The organism is Actinomadura napierensis, from assembly GCF_039529375.1.
Taxonomy (GTDB): domain Bacteria; phylum Actinomycetota; class Actinomycetes; order Streptosporangiales; family Streptosporangiaceae; genus Spirillospora; species Spirillospora napierensis.
The window spans coordinates 33,719-50,647 of record NZ_BAAAMR010000031.1; the positions used below are offsets into that span (position 1 = coordinate 33,719).

The 16,929-nt window shown below is 73.8% G+C and carries 15 protein-coding genes; 3 read left to right on the forward strand and 12 right to left on the reverse strand.

Going from position 1 to position 16,929, the window contains the following annotated elements:
• Positions 1–73: 73 nt before the first annotated feature.
• Positions 74–637, forward strand: a complete 564-nt coding sequence (locus tag ABD296_RS19050) for a methylated-DNA--[protein]-cysteine S-methyltransferase (RefSeq protein WP_344268442.1) — start codon at positions 74–76, stop codon at positions 635–637.
• Here ABD296_RS19050 and ABD296_RS19055 read toward each other — a convergent pair.
• From ABD296_RS19055 to ABD296_RS19080, 6 genes are all read right to left on the reverse strand, one after another.
• A complete protein-coding gene (locus tag ABD296_RS19055) occupies positions 616–1,530 on the reverse strand; it encodes an oxidoreductase (RefSeq protein WP_344268445.1) in 915 nt (304 codons plus the stop codon). The genes ABD296_RS19050 and ABD296_RS19055 overlap by 22 nt on opposite strands.
• Before the next feature lie 86 nt (positions 1,531–1,616).
• Positions 1,617–2,105 (reverse strand): glutathione peroxidase, encoded by a 489-nt coding sequence (locus tag ABD296_RS19060; protein ID WP_344268448.1) that lies wholly within the window; start codon positions 2,103–2,105, stop codon positions 1,617–1,619.
• 62 nt (positions 2,106–2,167) lie between these two features.
• Entirely contained in the window at positions 2,168–2,329 is a 162-nt protein-coding gene (locus ABD296_RS19065) for a hypothetical protein (protein ID WP_285917825.1), read from the reverse strand.
• A gap of 170 nt (positions 2,330–2,499) precedes the next feature.
• Positions 2,500–2,658 (reverse strand): hypothetical protein, encoded by a 159-nt coding sequence (locus ABD296_RS19070; protein ID WP_344268455.1) that lies wholly within the window; start codon positions 2,656–2,658, stop codon positions 2,500–2,502.
• Between the two features lie 123 nt (positions 2,659–2,781).
• Positions 2,782–3,078, reverse strand: a complete 297-nt coding sequence (locus ABD296_RS19075; RefSeq protein ID WP_344268457.1) for a hypothetical protein — start codon at positions 3,076–3,078, stop codon at positions 2,782–2,784.
• A 56-nt stretch (positions 3,079–3,134) separates the two neighbouring features.
• Complete coding sequence (locus ABD296_RS19080) at positions 3,135–4,295, reverse strand: LCP family protein (RefSeq protein WP_344268459.1); 1,161 nt, start codon at positions 4,293–4,295, stop codon at positions 3,135–3,137.
• Between the two features lie 262 nt (positions 4,296–4,557).
• On the opposite strand from ABD296_RS19080, the gene ABD296_RS19085 reads away from it, so the two are divergent.
• Positions 4,558–6,471 carry an ABC transporter ATP-binding protein gene (locus ABD296_RS19085; RefSeq protein ID WP_344268462.1) on the forward strand — a complete coding sequence of 638 codons (1,914 nt, stop codon included), beginning with the start codon at positions 4,558–4,560 and terminating at the stop codon, positions 6,469–6,471.
• On the opposite strand, the gene ABD296_RS19090 is transcribed toward ABD296_RS19085, so the two are convergent.
• The gene (locus ABD296_RS19090; RefSeq protein WP_344268465.1) at positions 6,468–10,040 is read right to left on the reverse strand and encodes an AAA family ATPase; all 3,573 of its coding nucleotides are present in this window, start codon (positions 10,038–10,040) and stop codon (positions 6,468–6,470) included. The two genes, ABD296_RS19085 and ABD296_RS19090, sit on opposite strands and share 4 nt — an antisense overlap.
• 190 nt (positions 10,041–10,230) lie before the next feature.
• On the opposite strand from ABD296_RS19090, the gene ABD296_RS19095 reads away from it, so the two are divergent.
• Positions 10,231–10,671 carry an STAS domain-containing protein gene (locus ABD296_RS19095; protein ID WP_344268467.1) on the forward strand — a complete coding sequence of 147 codons (441 nt, stop codon included), beginning with the start codon at positions 10,231–10,233 and terminating at the stop codon, positions 10,669–10,671.
• Here ABD296_RS19095 and ABD296_RS19100 read toward each other — a convergent pair.
• From ABD296_RS19100 to ABD296_RS19120, 5 genes are all read right to left on the reverse strand, one after another.
• Complete coding sequence (locus ABD296_RS19100) at positions 10,668–11,450, reverse strand: SGNH/GDSL hydrolase family protein (protein ID WP_344268577.1); 783 nt, start codon at positions 11,448–11,450, stop codon at positions 10,668–10,670. The two genes, ABD296_RS19095 and ABD296_RS19100, sit on opposite strands and share 4 nt — an antisense overlap.
• Before the next feature lie 147 nt (positions 11,451–11,597).
• Positions 11,598–12,215: a GTP-binding protein gene (locus tag ABD296_RS19105; RefSeq protein ID WP_344268580.1), complete on the reverse strand. Its 618-nt coding sequence runs from the start codon at positions 12,213–12,215 to the stop codon at positions 11,598–11,600.
• 40 nt (positions 12,216–12,255) lie between these two features.
• Positions 12,256–12,702 carry a DUF742 domain-containing protein gene (locus ABD296_RS19110; protein ID WP_344268469.1) on the reverse strand — a complete coding sequence of 149 codons (447 nt, stop codon included), beginning with the start codon at positions 12,700–12,702 and terminating at the stop codon, positions 12,256–12,258.
• A 30-nt stretch (positions 12,703–12,732) separates the two neighbouring features.
• Positions 12,733–13,182, reverse strand: a complete 450-nt coding sequence (locus ABD296_RS19115; RefSeq protein ID WP_344268472.1) for a roadblock/LC7 domain-containing protein — start codon at positions 13,180–13,182, stop codon at positions 12,733–12,735.
• Positions 13,179–16,529 carry a sensor histidine kinase gene (locus ABD296_RS19120; protein WP_344268476.1) on the reverse strand — a complete coding sequence of 1,117 codons (3,351 nt, stop codon included), beginning with the start codon at positions 16,527–16,529 and terminating at the stop codon, positions 13,179–13,181. The genes ABD296_RS19115 and ABD296_RS19120 overlap by 4 nt, the downstream gene beginning before the upstream one ends.
• Between the last annotated feature and the right edge of the window lie 400 nt (positions 16,530–16,929).

Genomic DNA, 16,929 nt, shown 5'->3' on the forward strand with positions numbered 1-16,929 from the left:
GGCCCGCCCCGGTGTTGATACGAATGTCGGACCCGCGTGGCAGGCTGAACGGACCGGAAGGGAGCACCCGACGATGACCGAGACCCTCGCGTTCGGCACGGTCGACACCGTGCTGGGGCGGCTGCTCGTGAGCGAGACCGAGACGGGGATCGTGTCGCTGGACTTCCGCGACACCCCCGCCGCGCGCGAGCGGGCCGCCCGCAAGACCGGCCTGCCGGTCGTGGACGCGCCCGGCCGGCTCGACCCGGCACTCGCGGCGCTGCGCGACTACTTCGCCGGCGACCTGAAGACGTTCGAGCTGCCGATCGACTGGCGGCTGACGGGCGACGTCCAGCGGCAGGTGCTGACCACCCTGTACGAGACCGTCCCCTACGGGCGGACGATCACCTACGGCGAGCTGGGCGACCGCAGCGGCACCGGCGTCCACGCCCAGGTCATCGGCCAGGTGATGGGGAGCAACCCGATCCCGCTGATCGTCCCGTGCCACCGCGTCGTCGCCTCGAACGGGCTCGGCGGCTACAGCGGCGGCTCCGGCGTCGAGGTGAAGCGCTGGCTGCTCACCCTCGAAGGCGCCCTCCCCGCCACCCTCGACTGGGACCTCACCCGCCCGCCGGGTCAGGCGGGGGTGGGGGTGTAGGTGATGCCGGTGAGGGACTCGGAGATCTGCCAGAGGCGGTCGCCGAGGCCGGGCTTGGCGGCATGGGGCGGGGTGACGACCTTGATGGGGCTGCCGCGGAACTGCAGGAGGCGCGGGCCGTAGCAGGCGCCGCCCTCGACGTCCGGTGCGACGGCGGCGTAGAGGGACGGCAGGGCGCCGGCGGCCGCCGGCTGGGCGACCACGGCGTTGGCGACCCCCATGGCCTTCTGCATGACCGCGTTGCCGGCCATCTTCGGGCCGGCCTCCTGGAGGTTGGTGGCGGCGTAGCCGGGGTGGGCGGCGACGCTGGTGAGTTCGGGGACGCGGCGGTCCAGCTCGCGGGCGAAGACGAGGTTGGCGAGCTTGGCCTGGCCGTAGGCGCCCCACTTGCTGTAGCGGCGCTCGCCCTGCAGGTCGTCGAAGCGGAACCGGCCGCTCCAGGCGGCTCCGGAGGTCACCGTGACGACCCGGGCGGACGCCGCGCCGCGCAGCGCGGGCAGCAGCAGGCCGGTGAGCGCGAAGTGCCCGAGGTGGTTCGTGCCGAACTGCATCTCGAAGCCGTCGGCGGTGGTGCGGCGCGGGAGCGCCATGACGCCCGCGTTGTTGACCAGGATGTCGAGCGGCGCGTCGCCGTACCGGGACGCGAACGCGCGCACCGACGCCAGGTCGGCGAGGTCGAGGGCGCCGAGGGTGAGGTCGGCGCCGGGCGCGGCGGCCCTGATCCGGTCGAAGGCGGTCTGGCCGCGCTCGGCGCTGCGGCAGGCCAGCACGACGGCCGCGCCGCGCCGGGCGAGCTGCAGCGCCGTGTGGTAGCCGATGCCGCTGTTGGCCCCGGTGACGATCGCCCGCCGGCCGTGCAGATCGGGGATGTCGGACGCCGTCCACCCGCTCATGGGCACCTCCACGTCATATCGCGACCTCACAAGTTAGACGCCTGATGCAATAGCGACAACCCGTGTGGCGCGTTTCACATCACCGGTCAGGCAGGGAGATTCTTCTCGACGGCGGCGACGACGTCGGCGGACTCCGGCTCGGCCTGCGGGGCGAACCGGGCCGCGACCCCGCCGTCCGGGGCGATCAGGAACTTCTCGAAGTTCCACCGGATGTCGCCGGTGTGCCCCTCGGCGTCGGGAGTGCCGACGAGGCCCTCGTACAGCGGGTGCCGGCCGTCCCCGTTGACCTCGACCTTCTCGGTCATCGGGAAGGTGACCCCGTAGGTCGCCGAGCAGAACTCGGCGATCTCCTCGGAGCTGCCGGGCTCCTGGCCCATGAACTGGTTGCACGGCACGCCGAGGACGGTGAAGCCGCGCCCGGCGAACCGCTCCTGCAGCCGCTCCAGGCCGGCGTACTGCGGGGTCAGGCCGCACTTGGAGGCGACGTTGACGACGAGCACGGCCTTGCCCCGGTACTGCCCGAGGTCCGCGGACCCGCCCTGCAGACCCTGGATCTCCACGTCGAAGAAAGACATGTGGCCGATACTAGGCGATCACCCCGCCGCGGGCCGCGGGGACGCCACCCGGACGCGCCGGGTCACGGCGACAGGTCCAGGCTGGACACGAACGCGGCGACCTGGTCGCCGGCCCGTCCGAGCTGGGTGAACGCGTTGTTGACGAAACCGGCCGCGTCCCGGGGGGAGCTCAGCAGGTAAAAGATGACGAAGGCGATGGCCACATAGCGGAGGTTCTTCTTCATCCGTACGCCGTCCCTGTTGTAGCGCAGCGACACATTGACCCGATCCAATGATGCCCAGCCGCGTCTTCTCGCAAAGCAGGATTTTACTGTGGCGTGACGGGCAGTGCTTGGTCACCGCGCGCGAAGCAGGCCCCGTACCCGCCGCGGGCACGGGGCCAGAGGAGCGCCCCTTAGGTGGAGATGGCGTTCATGAAGTGCGATACCGATACGGCCGCATTCCCGAGCCCGCTCAACGCGTTGTTGACCAGGCCCGCCGCTCCCTCCGGCTTGCTGATGACGTACCACGCCACAAAGGCGAGGGAGCCCACCTTCAGATGTTTCTTGTTCACTTCAACCACCCTCTGCGGTCAGATGCCTACAGAGAGTAGTGCCCAAGGGGGGGTGCAGGGAGATCAAGGGAAGGTAAAGACAAGGTCATGTCCGCTTGGCCCCGGGGCGGGCGCGGACGCCGCTCAGCCGGCGCGGCCGGCGAGGTACTCGATGTAGAACGGCCGGAGTGCGTCGGCGACGTCGCCCTCGCCCGCGTGCGTGAACTCGCGCAGCAGCGACAGCCCGTGGAACAGGTCGAACTCCGCGCGGTCGACCTCCCCGGTGGCCGCCGCGGCCGCCGGGATGGCGCGCAGCAGGTCCCACAGGAAGCCGACGTCGCGGCGCTCCTTGGCCAGGTCCATCGCACGGTCGTGGAGTTCCTTGGACGACAGCGCCGACAGGTCGTCCACCTCTTCGCCCTCGGGCGTCACATCCGCCATGCCCCGACTCTAACCAAGCCGGGCCCGTGCCCGGGCGGCGCGGACGGGCCCGGTTCTCACTTCTGCACGAGGTCGGACGGGATGGGCCGCCCCTGCTTGAGGGCGCCGAACAGCTCCGACGCCTTCGTCCGGTCCCAGGTGATGTAGGAGCCGGCGCTCGGCGAGGACCCGGTTCCGCCGACCGGGACGGTGGTCGTCACGCCGCCGTTGCTGACACCGCGCATCGCCCACATCATCCGCACCAGGTCGTACAGGTGGTCGCCGTCGTCCACCAGGAAGTTGCTGGTGGAGTGGAGCGCGAGCGGGACGCTGCGGAACGGGTTGAAGAGCGTCGCGGGGCTGGAGGCCTTCTTCATCAGCGCGCCGAAGAACTGCCGCTGGTGCTCGACGCGCTCCAGGTCGGCGCGGGCGTAGTGGCGGCTCCGGACGTAGCCGAGCGCGTCGCTGCCCTTGAGGTTCTGGCAGCCGGCCTTGAGGTCGATGCCCGCCTTCGGGTCCTTGAGGTCCTCCTTGACGCAGATGTTCACGCCGCCGACGGCGTCCACCACGCCCACGAACCCGTTGAACCCGATCTCGGCGTAGTGGTCGATGTGGACGCCGGTGGCCTTCTCCACGGTCTGCGCGAGCAGCTTGGGCCCGCCGAAGGCGAACGCCGCGTTCAGCTTGTTGGAGCCGTGCCCCTGGATCGGGACATAGGAGTCGCGCGGGAGGCTGACGAGGGACGTGCCGCCGGCGCCGTAGTGCAGCAGCATCATCGAGTCGGTGCGCCGCCCGGGCGCGTAGCCGGTGTGGAGCTTCTTCTGGGCCGACTTGTCCAGGCCCTTGCGGCTGTCGGAGCCGACGATCAGCCAGTTGGTGCCGGGCGTGTCGGCGACCCGTCCCGCGTAGTCGACCAGGACCGACTCCCGCTCGAGCCGCGAGTCGAGGTAGAAGTAGCCGCCGACGACCAGCAGGACCAGGACGACGGCGAGCACGCCGAGGATCCGGGGCCAGCGGCGCCGCCGGCGGCGCCGCGCGGGCGGGCCGCCCGCCGGGCCGTCCGGGTACACCCGCCCTCCGGCGAGCTGGTCGCCCGAGTACGGGTCGCCGTAGGGGTCGCCGTAGGCCTCTCGCCCGTAGGCGCCGTGCGGGTGCTCCGCGCGTACGGAGTGTTGCCTGTCGCGGGCCACGCCGTCGTCCTTCCTGCGCGCCCAGCCCTCGGGCCAGCCATCGGTCATGCCGTAGACCTTAGACAAAGCGGCGGCGTGCCGCGTCCATCCGGCGCATGATTGTCCACAGCTCCAAATCACCACGCTATGTGACATATGAAGCGGACAACGTCCCCCTAAAGGCGCACACTGCCCTTCGGCAGTACATACGTGCGGAGGGCGGCGCATGGGTGCGGTACTACGTTTTGCCGAAAAGATCCTCCTCCTGGCGGGCAAGCGGCACCTCCCGCCCGCGAAGCGCACGGACCCGAACGACCCGCCCGATCCCGGAATGCCGGAGCTCTCGGCGCACGTCTGGCACGCCAGGGACGGCGAGCTCGCCGAGACCGGGATGGGCACCGTGGCGCGGCGGCTCCCGGCGGTGATCGCGCAGGCGGCCGGGCTGGCCTGGCGGGCGAGCCGCGCGGACACGATCGCGACGGTCGGCCTCAACGTCGCGGCCGGGATGTTCACCGCGTTCGGGCTGCTCGCCACGACCGGCGTGCTCACCGCGCTGTTCAGTGCCGGGCCGACGCCCGGCCGGGTCCGCGACGCGCTGCCGTCGCTGGCGCTCGTCGCGGCCTCGGTGGCGCTGCGGTCCGGGCTCCAGGCCGCCGCCGGCTGGACGCAGGCCCGGCTGGAACCGCAGGTCCAGCGGCTGGTCGAGCTGCGGCTCTACGAGGCCACCACGGCGGCGCACCTGACCGCGCTCGACGACTCGAAGTTCCTGGACGACCTGCAGCGCGCCGAGACCCGCGGGATGAACGCCGCGCCGCAGGTCGTCCAGCACGCCGTGGACGTCCTGACCGGCACCGTCGGCATGGCCGCCGCCGCCGGCACCCTCGGCGTCCTGCACCCGCTGCTGCTTCCGCTGCTCCTGCTGACCGCGGTCCCGGAGGGCTGGGCTTCGGTGCGCAGCGCCCGGATGCGCTACGCGACGATGCTCGCGCTGGTCGGCGTGGCCCGCCGCAAATGGATCCTGTCCGGCCTGATGACCGAGCGGCGGCACGCCGCCGAGGTCCGCGCGTTCACCATGCGGCCGTTCCTGCTCGCCGAGTACGACCGGTTCGCCGCCCACCAGCGCCGCGTCGAGCTCGACCTGGCCCGCCGGCAGACCTTCGTGAAGATCACCGGAGACGTGCTGAAGGGCGTCGCGACCGCCGGCGTCTACGTCGCGCTCGGGCTGATGCTGTGGCGGGGCTGGGTGCCGCTGGCGGTCGCCGGCACCGCCGTCCTGGCGATCAGGAGCGGGCAGACGTCCCTGGCCAACCTCGTGTTCGCGGTGAACCAGTGCTACGAGGAGGGCCTGTACTTCGGCGACTACCTGGCCTTCTGCGACGCCGCCGAGGCCAGGATCCCGCACCGCGCCCTCCCGGCGCGCGACGCCGACGCGCGCCCCGACGCGCGCCCTGACCCGCCCGCCGACCTGCCCGCCGCGTTCGCCCGGATCCAGGTCCGCGACGTCACCTTCACCTACCCCGGCTCGGACGCCCCGTCGCTCCGCGGCGTCTCGCTGGAGATGCGCCGCGGCGAGGTCGTCGCGCTCGTCGGCGAGAACGGGTCCGGCAAGACGACCCTCTCCCGGATCATGGCCGGCCTCTACGACCCGGACGGCGGCGAGGTCCTCTGGGACGACGTCCCCCTCACCGCCGTCCGGCCGCACGAGGTGTGGAGCCGCGTCGCCGTCATCGCGCAGGAGTACACCCACTGGCCCATGACCGCCCGGCAGAACATCACCATGGGCCGCGGGCCCCGGCACCGCACCGGCGAACCCGAGGATCCCGGCGTGCTCGCCGCCGCCCGCGCGTCCGGCGCCGAGGAGGTCGTCGCGGACCTGTCCCGCGGCTACGACACCCTCCTGGACCGGCGCTTCGAGGGCGGCGCCGAGCTGTCCGGCGGCCAGTGGCAGCGGCTCGCCGTGGCCCGCGGCTTCTACCGGGACGCGCCGCTGCTGATCTGCGACGAGCCCACCGCCAGCCTCGACGCCCGCGCCGAGCACCTGCTGTTCGACCGGATCCGCGACCACGCCGCCGGGCGCACCGTCCTGCTCATCACCCACCGCCTCGCCAGCGTCCGCTTCGCCGACCGCATCTACGTCCTGGAGCGCGGCAAGGTCATCGAGGAGGGCGACCACGCCGCCCTCATGGCCCAGGGCGGCCTCTACGCCGACCTCTACACCCTCCAGTCCCGCGCTTACTCGCCCTAGAGATAGGGGCCGAACCTGTTGGGGTCGGTGCCGGTCGGGGGGCTCTCGGGGAGGTCCTCGGGGCGGAGGAGGCGGATCTCGGCGGAGTCGGTGGCGGCGGGGTCCTCGTCGTGGGCGGCGGTGATGCGCTGCGCCTGGCGGGAGATCGCGGCGTCCAGCAGGTTGCGGACGAGGCGGGCGTTGCCGAAGGAGGAGCCGCGCGGCTGGGCGGCGACGAGCCGGCGCAGCGCGGCGGGCACGCCGGCGGCGAGGGTGAAGCCGGCCGTCGCCGCCATCAGCTCGAAGATCGTGACCAGCTCGTCGTCGGAGTAGTCGGGGAAGCGCAGGATCTGCGGGAAGCGGGACTCCAGGCCCGGGTTGTACTTCAGGAAGCGCTCCATCTCCGCGTCGTAGCCGGCCACGATGACGACCAGGTCGGCACGGTGCTCCTCCATGAGCCGCAGCAGCTCGGCGATCGCCTCGTGGCCGAAGTCGCGCTGGTCGCCGCCGCCCGCCGAGGTCAGCGCGTACGCCTCGTCGATGAACAGCACGCCGCCGAGGGCCCGCTCGACGGCGGCGCGCACCCGCGGCGCGGTCTGCCCGATGAACTCGGCGACGAGGTCGGCGCGGGTCACCTCGACCAGGTGGCCGGACGACAGCAGGCCGAGCCGCGCGTACACGGCCGCGATCAGCCGCGCGATGGTCGTCTTCGCGGTGCCGGGGTTGCCCATGAACACCATGTGCCGGGTCGGGACGGTCAGCGGCACTCCCGCGTCGCGGCGCATCTGCTCGGCGCGGGACGCGGCGACCAGCGCGTCCACCTGCCGCTTGATGTCCTTGAGGCCGATCAGGCGGCCGATCTCGCCGAGCGGGTCGGCCGAGACGTCCCCGCCGCCGCGGCCGAGGGTGTCCGGAACGTCCTCGGGCAGGATCTCGTCGAGCGACTCGGTCTCGTCGACGATCCCGTCGGCGAGCACCCGGCGGCCCTGCATCGCCACCGCCCGGTCCAGCAGGTGGATCATGATGCGGGCGTTGCCGAAGCCGTGGTCGCGCGGCGCGGCCTGGGCCAGCGCCCGCACCTTGTCGAGCACGCCGGGGGCCAGCGCGAACCCGCCGTCGGCGGCCTTGGCCGCGAAGACCTGCACCAGCTCGTCGTCGGTGAGGTCGGGGAAGGGGACCGTCCGGGGGAACAGCGCGGCGAGGTCGGGATGGGACTTCAGCAGCCCGTTCATCTCCGCCTGCGGCCCGGTCAGCACCACCACGAGGTCGTCGGTGTGCGCCTGGACGGTGGTCAGCAGCACGTCCAGGACCTCCCGGCCGCGCGCGGCGTCCACGGCCGCCGCGACGAACGCGTGCGCGTCCCGGACGACCAGGACGCCGCCGAGCGCCTGCTCCACGGCGCGGCGCACCCGCAGCACGCTCTCGCTGGCGTACTCGCCGAGCAGGTCGGCGCGCTCCACCTCCACCATGTGCCCGGACGACAGGACGCCGAGCCCGGCGTAGATCCGGCCGAGGATCCGCGCGACCTTCGTCTTGCCGGTGCCGGGGTTGCCGGTGAAGACCAGGTTCCGCGGGCGGGCGGCGAGCGCCATGCCCGCCTCGCGGCGCAGCCGGGCCGCCTTGGCCTCGGCGACCAGCGCGTCCACCTCGCGTTTGACCGGCGCGATCCCGGCGCAGGCGGCCAGTTCGGCGAACGGGTCGGTCTCGGCGGGACGGCCGGGGATGAGCCGCTGCGGCAGGTCCGCGGCGGTGACCTCCGGGTCGCCGCCGTCGGCGCGGGCCCGCGCGGACGCGACGCACTGCGCCGCGGTGTGCTCGGCCAGCCGAGCGCCGCGCAGGTTCAGCAGCGGCGGCGTGCGGCTGAGCAGCACCCCGGCGGTCGCGGCGACGACGGCGAGCTCGGCGGCGCCGCGGGCCAGCACGGCCCGGGTGAACAGCTCGGCGAAGTCGCCGTCGGCGAAGTCGTGCGTGCGGGCCACGTCGAACGCCCGGACGAGCGCCGGGTTGGCGTCGAACAGCCGCCGGTCACCGCCCGGACGGCAGAGCGCGACGACGTCGAGGCGCGGCGAGCGGCCCATGAGCCGGCGCAGCTCCTCGACCGCCGCCGCGCCGCACCGCTCGTAGGTGACCAGCCGCTCCAGGTCGTCGATGACCAGCAGCATCCGGCCCTCGACGCAGTCGCGGACGCGGGCCTGCAGCCAGAGGGCGGCGTCGCTGACGCTCAGCGAGGCGAACACCTGGTCGGAGATCCACAACGCCTCGCGCACGGCGCCGCCCGCGGCGAGCCGCCGTTCCAGCAGCTCGGCGGCGGTGCCCTTGCCGGTGCCCTCCGGGCCGGCGATCAGCAGCCGGACGGGCCGCTCCCCCGCCAGCCGCGCCGCGAGCGCGTCCTGGACCGCACGCGCCAGCTCCGGCTGCCCGACCAGCGCGTCGTCGGGGGCTTCGGCGGGAGCGGGCGAATCCTCCGTGCGCGTCTCCCCGTGCGCGTCCGGGGCGAACACGGCGACCAGCGGGTTGGCGACGCGGCGCGCGGCGAACAACCGCCGCAGATCGGACTGGAACGGGCGCACCGGGACGCGGCAGCGCGGGCTCGTCGCCGCGTCCGGCAGGCCCTGCACGGCGCCGGTGATCCGGACCGCCATGTCCAGCCAGGCCCGCGCCGCGTCCGCCTCGCCGGCGACCAGGCCCCGCGCCAGCCACGCGCGCACGTCCTGCTGCCACGCCTCGACGGAGAACCCGCTGCGGACGGCGCGGAACCGTTCCTCCAGGGCCTGGTAGCGGTCGATCCCCAGCGCGACCGACAGCTCCGCGGGGACGGCCGTGGCCTCGGCCGCCAGCAGCACCTTGGCCAGCGCGGCGTCCGCGCCGTCGCCGTCCAGGACGGCCTCCGCCAGCCGCGCGTGCGCCGCGTCCAGGCCCTCACACGCCCAGCCCAGGTACCCGACGGGCCCGGACAGCTCCGGCAGGGCCGCCAGCTCCTCGTCGGTCAGGCCGGCGGCCCACGACTCCTCCAGCCGCTCCTGCGGGACGGTCAGGTCCAGTTCGAGCAGCTCCGGGTCGGCGGCCCGCCGGTCGAACAGGCCGATCAGCGCCCGGCGGCGCGGCTCCAGCGGCTCCAGGCCGTCGAAGACGTCCAGCCCGTCGCGGGCCAGCGCCAGCATCGCCGCGCGCAGCTCGCGGTCGTCACCGGCCGGCTCGGGCAGCCACAGGCCCGGCGGGCGCCACCGCCCGCCCTGGGTGAACCACGCGGCCGGATCCCGGACGGCCGGCTCCGGCGTCGCCAGGAAGTCCGACAGCACCTCGTAGTCGACGTCCCCGCGCGACCCGCCGCGCACCGCCGACGCGCCGAGCAGGAACGTCAGCAGCGACCACTGCTCGGCGCCCGCCGCGCTCGTCCCCTCCCCGTAGAAGTCGCTCAGCCGCCGCGACAGCAGCGCCGCCCGCGGATCGGCGTTGTAGGCGACCGCCCGCTCCCGCATCCGCTCGTAAAGCCCGTCGGGCACGCGCCACGGTCCGTGGGCGTACACGTCGAGCACGGGCTCCTCGGTGAGCAGCAGCTCGAGATGGTCCGGCAGCCGGGGGGAACGCACCTGGTCCTTCTCCTATGCGGCGGGGCGGGGACGTCACGTCTGGCAAGCACCCTACGACCCGGCGCGATCACGCACACCCCGTCGCGCCGGGTTGGCACACGGCCTCTCCTCGGCGATAGTTGTCATATGGAAAACGTCTGCCGGGCACCCGTTCCGGCGGACGCCTGCTGACAGGAGGGGGAACCCCCCGGTGCCACCACTTGAAGTGACCGCCCGCTCGCACGCCGGCCGCGCCGTCGTGCGGCTGCGCGGCGAGCTCGATATCGCCGGCTCGGACGAGCTGCGCCGGCGCCTGGACGCCGCCCGCCGCGAGCACGGCGACCACCTCATCCTCGACCTCGCGGACCTGGAGTTCATGGACTCCCAGGGCCTGTCGGTCATCGTCGGCTGCTACAAGGCGGCCACGGCCGCCGGGGGCAGCCTGACCCTGGCCGGCCCCCGGCCCATCGTCCGCCGCACCCTGGAGATCACCGGACTGCACCGCCGCATCCCCGTCCAGGCGACGCTCGAGGCGGCGCTGTCGGCGGACGACCGCGCGAGCGCCCCGAACCCCGCCCGCGAACTCGACCGGGGGGACGAGCCCCCGAGTCCCCCGGCCGCGCGGCACGGGTCCCCCCGCCCCGCCCGCTAGCGTTCGCCCGGCTCCGTCAGGGACGGGCGCTTGGGGCCGCGGCCGTCGCCGGAGGAGCGGCCGGTGGCGCGGCGGCCGATCCACGGGAGGAGGTAGGCGCGGGCCCAGTGCAGGTCCTCGCGGCGCGAGGAGAGCCAGTCGGCCGGCTCGGGGGGCGGCCACGGCTCGCGCCAGTCGCCCTTCACCGGGACGCCGATGACGCCGGCGACGAACAGCGCCATGCGGCGGTGCCCCTCGGGCGACAGGTGCAGCCGGTCCTCGTACCAGGCGCGCGGGTCGTTGAAGATCCGCAGCGACCACAGGTCGACGACCGAGCAGCCGCGGCGGTCGGCGATCGCGCGCAGGTGCATGTTGTAGGTGGCGGCCTTGCCGCGGATGCGGCCGCCGGTGCGCAGCCCGCGGGTGTCGAACCCGGTGAAGACCACCACGCGGGCGCCGGTGCCGCGCAGCCGCCGGACGGCGTCGTCGAAGACGACCGCCAGCGCGTCGGGGTCGGCGCCGGGGCGGATCATGTCGTTGCCGCCGGCGCAGAAGGTCACCAGGTCGGGCGCCAGCTCGACGGCCGGCGGCACCTGCTCCTCCACGATCTGGCGGACGAGCTTGCCGCGCACCGCGAGGTTGGCGTAGCGCAGGCCGGGGCCGTGCTCGGCCAGATGCTCGGCGAGCCGGTCGGCCCAGCCGCGGAAACGGTCGTTCTCGCCGGGGTAGGGATCGTTCAGGCCTTCGGTGAAGCTGTCGCCGATGGCCACGTACGTACGGATCTTCTCCAGTTCGTCCATCGCAAGCCCTGGCACTGGTTCAATGTCGGTCACGTCGGACAATCATGCATCGTGCACACAAATTACGCGACCGTAACCACGGGCGGTGTGGGACACCCGACACCGGCCGGGCGGGGCGGCGGAGCCGGCCCGGGATCCGGGCCGGCGTCAGGTCCAGCTCGGCGACGCCGAGCCCAGCTGGCCGCCGGGGGCGGCGGGCGGCGCGGGAGCGGCGGCCTGCGCGCCGACGCCGTGCACCGACATCGCGTGCTGCACCAGCGTGATCAGCACCTGCTTGGTGGACTCGCGGCTGCGCGCGTCGCACTGCACGATCGGCACGTGCGCGCTGATCGACAGCGCGTCGCGGATGTCCTCGACCGCGTACTGGAACTCGCCGTGGAACCCGTTGACGCCCACCACGAACGGCAGGCCGAGCTCCTCGAAGTAGTCGACCGCCGCGAAGCAGTCCTCCAGCCGCCGGGTGTCGACCAGCACGACCGCGCCGATCGCGCCGCGCACCAGGTCGTCCCACATGAACCAGAAGCGGTGCTGCCCCGGGGTGCCGAACAGGTACAGGATCAGCTCGCTGTCCAGCGACACGCGGCCGAAGTCCATCGCGACCGTGGTGGTCGTCTTGTCCGGGACGGCCGACAGGTCGTCCACGTCGGCGCTGGCCGCGGTCATCACCGCCTCGGTGGTGAGCGGCATGATCTCCGAGACCGACCCGACGAAGGTGGTCTTGCCGACGCCGAACCCGCCGCCGACGACGATCTTTACCGAGGTCAGCTCGGCCTCGGGTCCGTGCGGCCCCGGGGGCGGGACCTGGTCAGAGCTTCCGAAGGCCACTGAGCACCCTTTCTAGCAAGCGGAGGTCCGGCTGGCCGCCGGCCGTCGTGGGGGTCGACTGGTGCAGGCGCAGGAGCCCTTCCATGGCCATGTCCGCGACGAGCACCCGGGCCACGCCGAGCGGCATGCGCAGCAGCGCGGACACCTCGGCCACCGAGCGGGCCGACCGGCACAGGTCCATGATCGCCCGGTACTCCGGGGTCAGCATGGACACGTCGCGCGGCGGGTAGGGCGCGGCGGTGACCAGCGCCTCGATCGCCAGGTCGTAGCGCGGCTTGGTGCGCCCGCCGGTCACCGCGTACGGGCGCACCAGCGAGCTGCTGTCGCCCTCGTCCCGCCCGGCCGGCCGGTCCTGCACCGAGCGCGGCTCACCGGGCCAGCGCCCGGGCACTCCCGGACCGCCTCCGAAGGGACTGCCTCGATCCATGTCGCCGACCTCCGTCAGAGTCAGTCACGGTCAAAAGCGGGCGGGCCCGGCGCCCATCTCGGTCACCGAGGGGCCGCCGTAGGGCTGCTGCGGCTCCTGCGCGCGCAGCGCCGGGGTCAGCACCCGGCCGACCCGCTCCACCAGCAGCGTCATCTCGTACGCGACGAGCCCAAGGTCGCAGTCGGGCGCCGCCAGCACCGCGAACACCGACCCGTTCGCGATCGACATGACGAACAGCAGGCCGCGGTCCATCTCCACGACCGTCTGGTTCACACCGCCCGCGTCGAAGATCTTCGCCGCGCCCTGGGTCAGGCTCATCAACCCCGAGGCGATCGCCGAGAGCTGGTCCGCCCGCTCGGGCGGGAAGCCCGCCGAGTAGGCCATCGGCAATCCGTCGGAGGAGACCACGACGGCGTGCGCGACCTTCGCGACACGGTCCGCGAAGTTCGTCACCAACCAGTTGAGATCCTGCCCGCTCACCGGGTGCCTCCTGTCTCGCCGTCACCCTGTGACGGCACCTCACCTGACGTGCCCCCGCCCCGTGCCTCGTTGCGGCCCCGATGGACGCCGCGCTGCAGGCTCGCGAAACGGTTGCGCACGACGTCGGCCGACTGGCCGGACGCTTGCTGGTCCTGGACGGGCCCGCCGGGGCGCGGCACCGGCTGCGTCCGTCCGGCGGCCGCCGGCGGCTGCGCCGCCGGCTGGGGCTGCCCGCCCGCGGCGGCCGGGGTGCGGCCCACCGCCCCGGGGATGCGGTTCTTTCCGGGGACGCGCTTGGGCAGCCCGACCTGCGTGCGGCTGCTCGCGACGGGCTCGCGGGCGGCCTCGGCCGCGCGGAAGCCCTCGTCCGCCGGAGACTCCCAGCCCTTGACCGGATCCTCGCCCACGTCCCCTCCCGTCCGGCGCTGGAACCATTCCGACTGCATCGCATCGAAGATCGGCGAACGCTCCGGCACCCGCGGCCGCCTCGGTCCGGCGGACGCGGCCTGCGGCGCCTGCCGCGCGGCGGGAGCGGGCTGCTCGTAGCCGCCCTGCTCGTAGCCGTTCGATTCGTAGCCGCCCTGGTCGTAGCCGCCCTGGTCGTAGCCGTTCGGCTCGTAGCCGGACGGGTCGGCGCCGCGGTGCTCCGGGACGGCGTCCCGGGACCGCTGCGGTCCTCCCCCGCCGGGCCTGCCGGCGGGCGCCCCGTTGCGGGAGCCGTCGCCTCGCGGCCCCTCCCCGGGGACCTGCTCGAGCGGTCCGGTCTCCCAGGGGATCTGCTGCCGGCGGGCGCCCGGCTCGGGCACCACGGGCTGGGCCTCGGGGACCACGGGCAGCGGACCGGTGCGCCGGTCGGCCGCGTCGCGGAACCCGTTGGCCGCGGGCTGCTGCGTCCGTTCGCTCGGGGGCTCGAACACGTTGTCCCGCGGCCCGGTGTCGGCCTGCCGGCCGTGCAGCTGGGCGCCGGGACGGCGGACGGGCAGGTCGCGCGGTGCGGGCCGGTCGCCGGGGGTGCCGGCCGGGGCCTCCGGCGGCGCGGCGTCGGCGGGCTCGCGCGGGGGCGGCGGGACGGCAGGCAGCGGGCCGGTGTTCGGGAACGCGGCGTGCGCCCCCGTGCCGGCCGCGTGCGCCCCGGTGCCCGCGGCCGGGGTCAGCGGCCCGGTCGAGAGGGGCGACTGGGGTCCGCTGCCGTCGGGCGGCGGGTAGGGCGAGCCCATCGCCGGCTGCGGCCCGGTGGCGCCGCGCAGCGGCCGCAGCGGACCGGTGTGGCCGACCATCGGGTTGCCGCCGGTGCCCGCGCCGAGCCCGGCGGCGGGACCGTAGTCGTCCTGGCGGAACGCGCCGCTCGCACCGGCGGAGGGCGGTTCGGCCCCCGTCGTGGTGAGCGCGGCGAGCTGGCCGTGGGCGCCGCTGTCGCGGGCACCGAGGCCTCGCGCGCCAACGCCGGCGGGCTCGCCCGGGGTGACGGCCGCGTCCGGCAGCACGACGAAGGCGGTGAGCCCGCCGCCCTGCGCGGCCCGCAGCTCGACCCGGATGCCGTGCCGGACGGCCAGGCGGCCGACCACGAACAGGCCCATGCGCCGGGCGGCGGAGAAGTCGATGACGGGCGGGTTCGCCAGCCGCCAGTTCGCCTGCTCCAGCTCCTCCGGCGACATCCCGACGCCGTTGTCGGTGATCTGGAGCATGGAGCCGCCGCCGCTGAGCAGCTGCCCGGAGACGGTGACCTTGGTGTGCTCGGAGGAGAACACCAGGGCGTTCTCCACCAGCTCGGCCAGCAGGTGGACGAGGTCGTTGACGACGGGTCCGGCGACGGTCATGTCGCCCTGGACGCGCAGCGCCACCCGCTCGTACTGCTCGACCTCCGACAGCGAGGCGCGGACGACGTCGATCAGCGGGACGGGCTTGTTCCACCGGCGCGCCTGCTCCTGGCCGCCGAGGACCAGCAGGTTCTCGCAGTTGCGGCGCATGCGGGTGGCGAGGTGGTCCAGCCGGAAGAGGCTGCCGAGCTGCTCCTCGTCGCGCTCGCTCTGCTCCAGCTCCTCGATCAGCCGCAGCTGCCGCTCGATCAGCGACTGGCTGCGCCGCGACAGGTTGACGAACATCGCGTTGATGTTGCCGCGCAGCACGGCCTCGTCGGCCGCGAGCCGGACCGCCTCGCGGTGGACCTCGTCGAAGGCGCGCGCGACCTGGCCGATCTCGTCGGTGGAGTCGATCTCGATCGGGGCGACCTCGATGCCGCCGGCGGCCGCCTCGGGGTCGCGCAGCCGGTCGACCAGCCCGGGCAGCCGGGTGCTGGCGACCTCCAGCGCGCCGGACTGCAGCCGGCGCAGCGGGCGCACCAGCGACCGGGCCATCACGATGGTGATCAGCAGCACGATGACCAGCAGCACGGCGACGAGCGCCGAGTCGAGGATCGTCGCGTTGCGCGCGGACGTGCCCTGCTCGTCGCTGTGCGCGCGGATCTCGGCGGCGAGCCGCTGCTCGACCTGGCGCATCTGGTCGACCATCGAGGTCATCGCCGTGCGCATCGTCTTGGCCGCGCGGGTGGACCGCAGCGCGCCGGGCAGCAGGCCGCCGTTCGCGCTCGCCGCCGCGATCACCCGCTGCCGCACGTCACGGGCCTGGTCGATCTTGGGTCCGACGACGGTGTCCTCGTACCGCTGGGTCTGCTCCAGGGACGCGGAGTCGCGGAAGGCGGCGAGCTCGCTGTCCTCCTGCGCGCGCGCCGCGGTGAGCTGGTTCAGCTCGTCGGTGACGAGCCGTCCCTCCCGCGCGCCGATGAGCAGGATGGCGCGCTCGCGGGAGACGGCCTCCTTGGCGCGGGCCAGCGCGCCGAGCGCCCGGCTGGACTCCGCGAGCCGGTCGTCGGCGACGTTCTGCGAGATCCCGTCCAGGACGGCGATCATCTCCTGCGCGGAGTCGGTGTACTTCTGCAGGACGATGAAGGCCGGGACCTTGGTCCCGGTCACCAGGGAGCGCAGCGCCTTGACGCCGTCGAGCCGGCTGTCGACCGCGGTGGCGTCGCGGACGGCCTCGGCCCCGTAGGAGCCGCCGATGCGGGACGCGGCGGTGCGCACCGGCGCGACCTGCGCGTCGGTCCGCTGCTGCTGGGCCTGCAGGGCCTGCTGCATGGAGGCCGGCCGGCCGGCGGTGATGTACTCGACGGCCTCGTCGCGCTCGGCGGTGAACTCCTGGACGAACTGGGCGATGCCCTCGCCGAGCTCCGCCATGTGCTCGACGCGGCCGTAACTCTGCGCCTTCTCGACCGAGTCGAAGATCCGCAGGCCGGCCAGCACGACGGCGGCGAGCGTGGGGACCAGGATCAGCACGATCAGGCGCTGCGGCACCCGCCAGTTGCGCAGGCGGAGCCGCCCGCCCGGTCGCGGCGGGCCCTCTGACCGTGCCGGCTGGTCCGACTGCACCTCGACGTCACCAGGCCGAGCACGGTCGCGACCCACGTCGCTTGGTTGCATCCGCCGTCAACACCCTCTCCCTCACGATGCCGCACACACTCCGTAGCCCCATCGGCGCGAAGGGTTAAAGCAACATCGTCTCCACCTCCGGCGCACGACATTGCAGCACATCCACGGATAGGCCGCAAAGGACCATATGCGAGACCATAGGGACCAATGCGGCAATCGTAGGTTCATGCCTATATGTCCGTTTCCGCGAGTATGGAATGTCACTCTCCGCGCCCGGACGTTCTGTAATTGGGCGACCTCGTACCGTAAGCTCACCTGCTCCCCC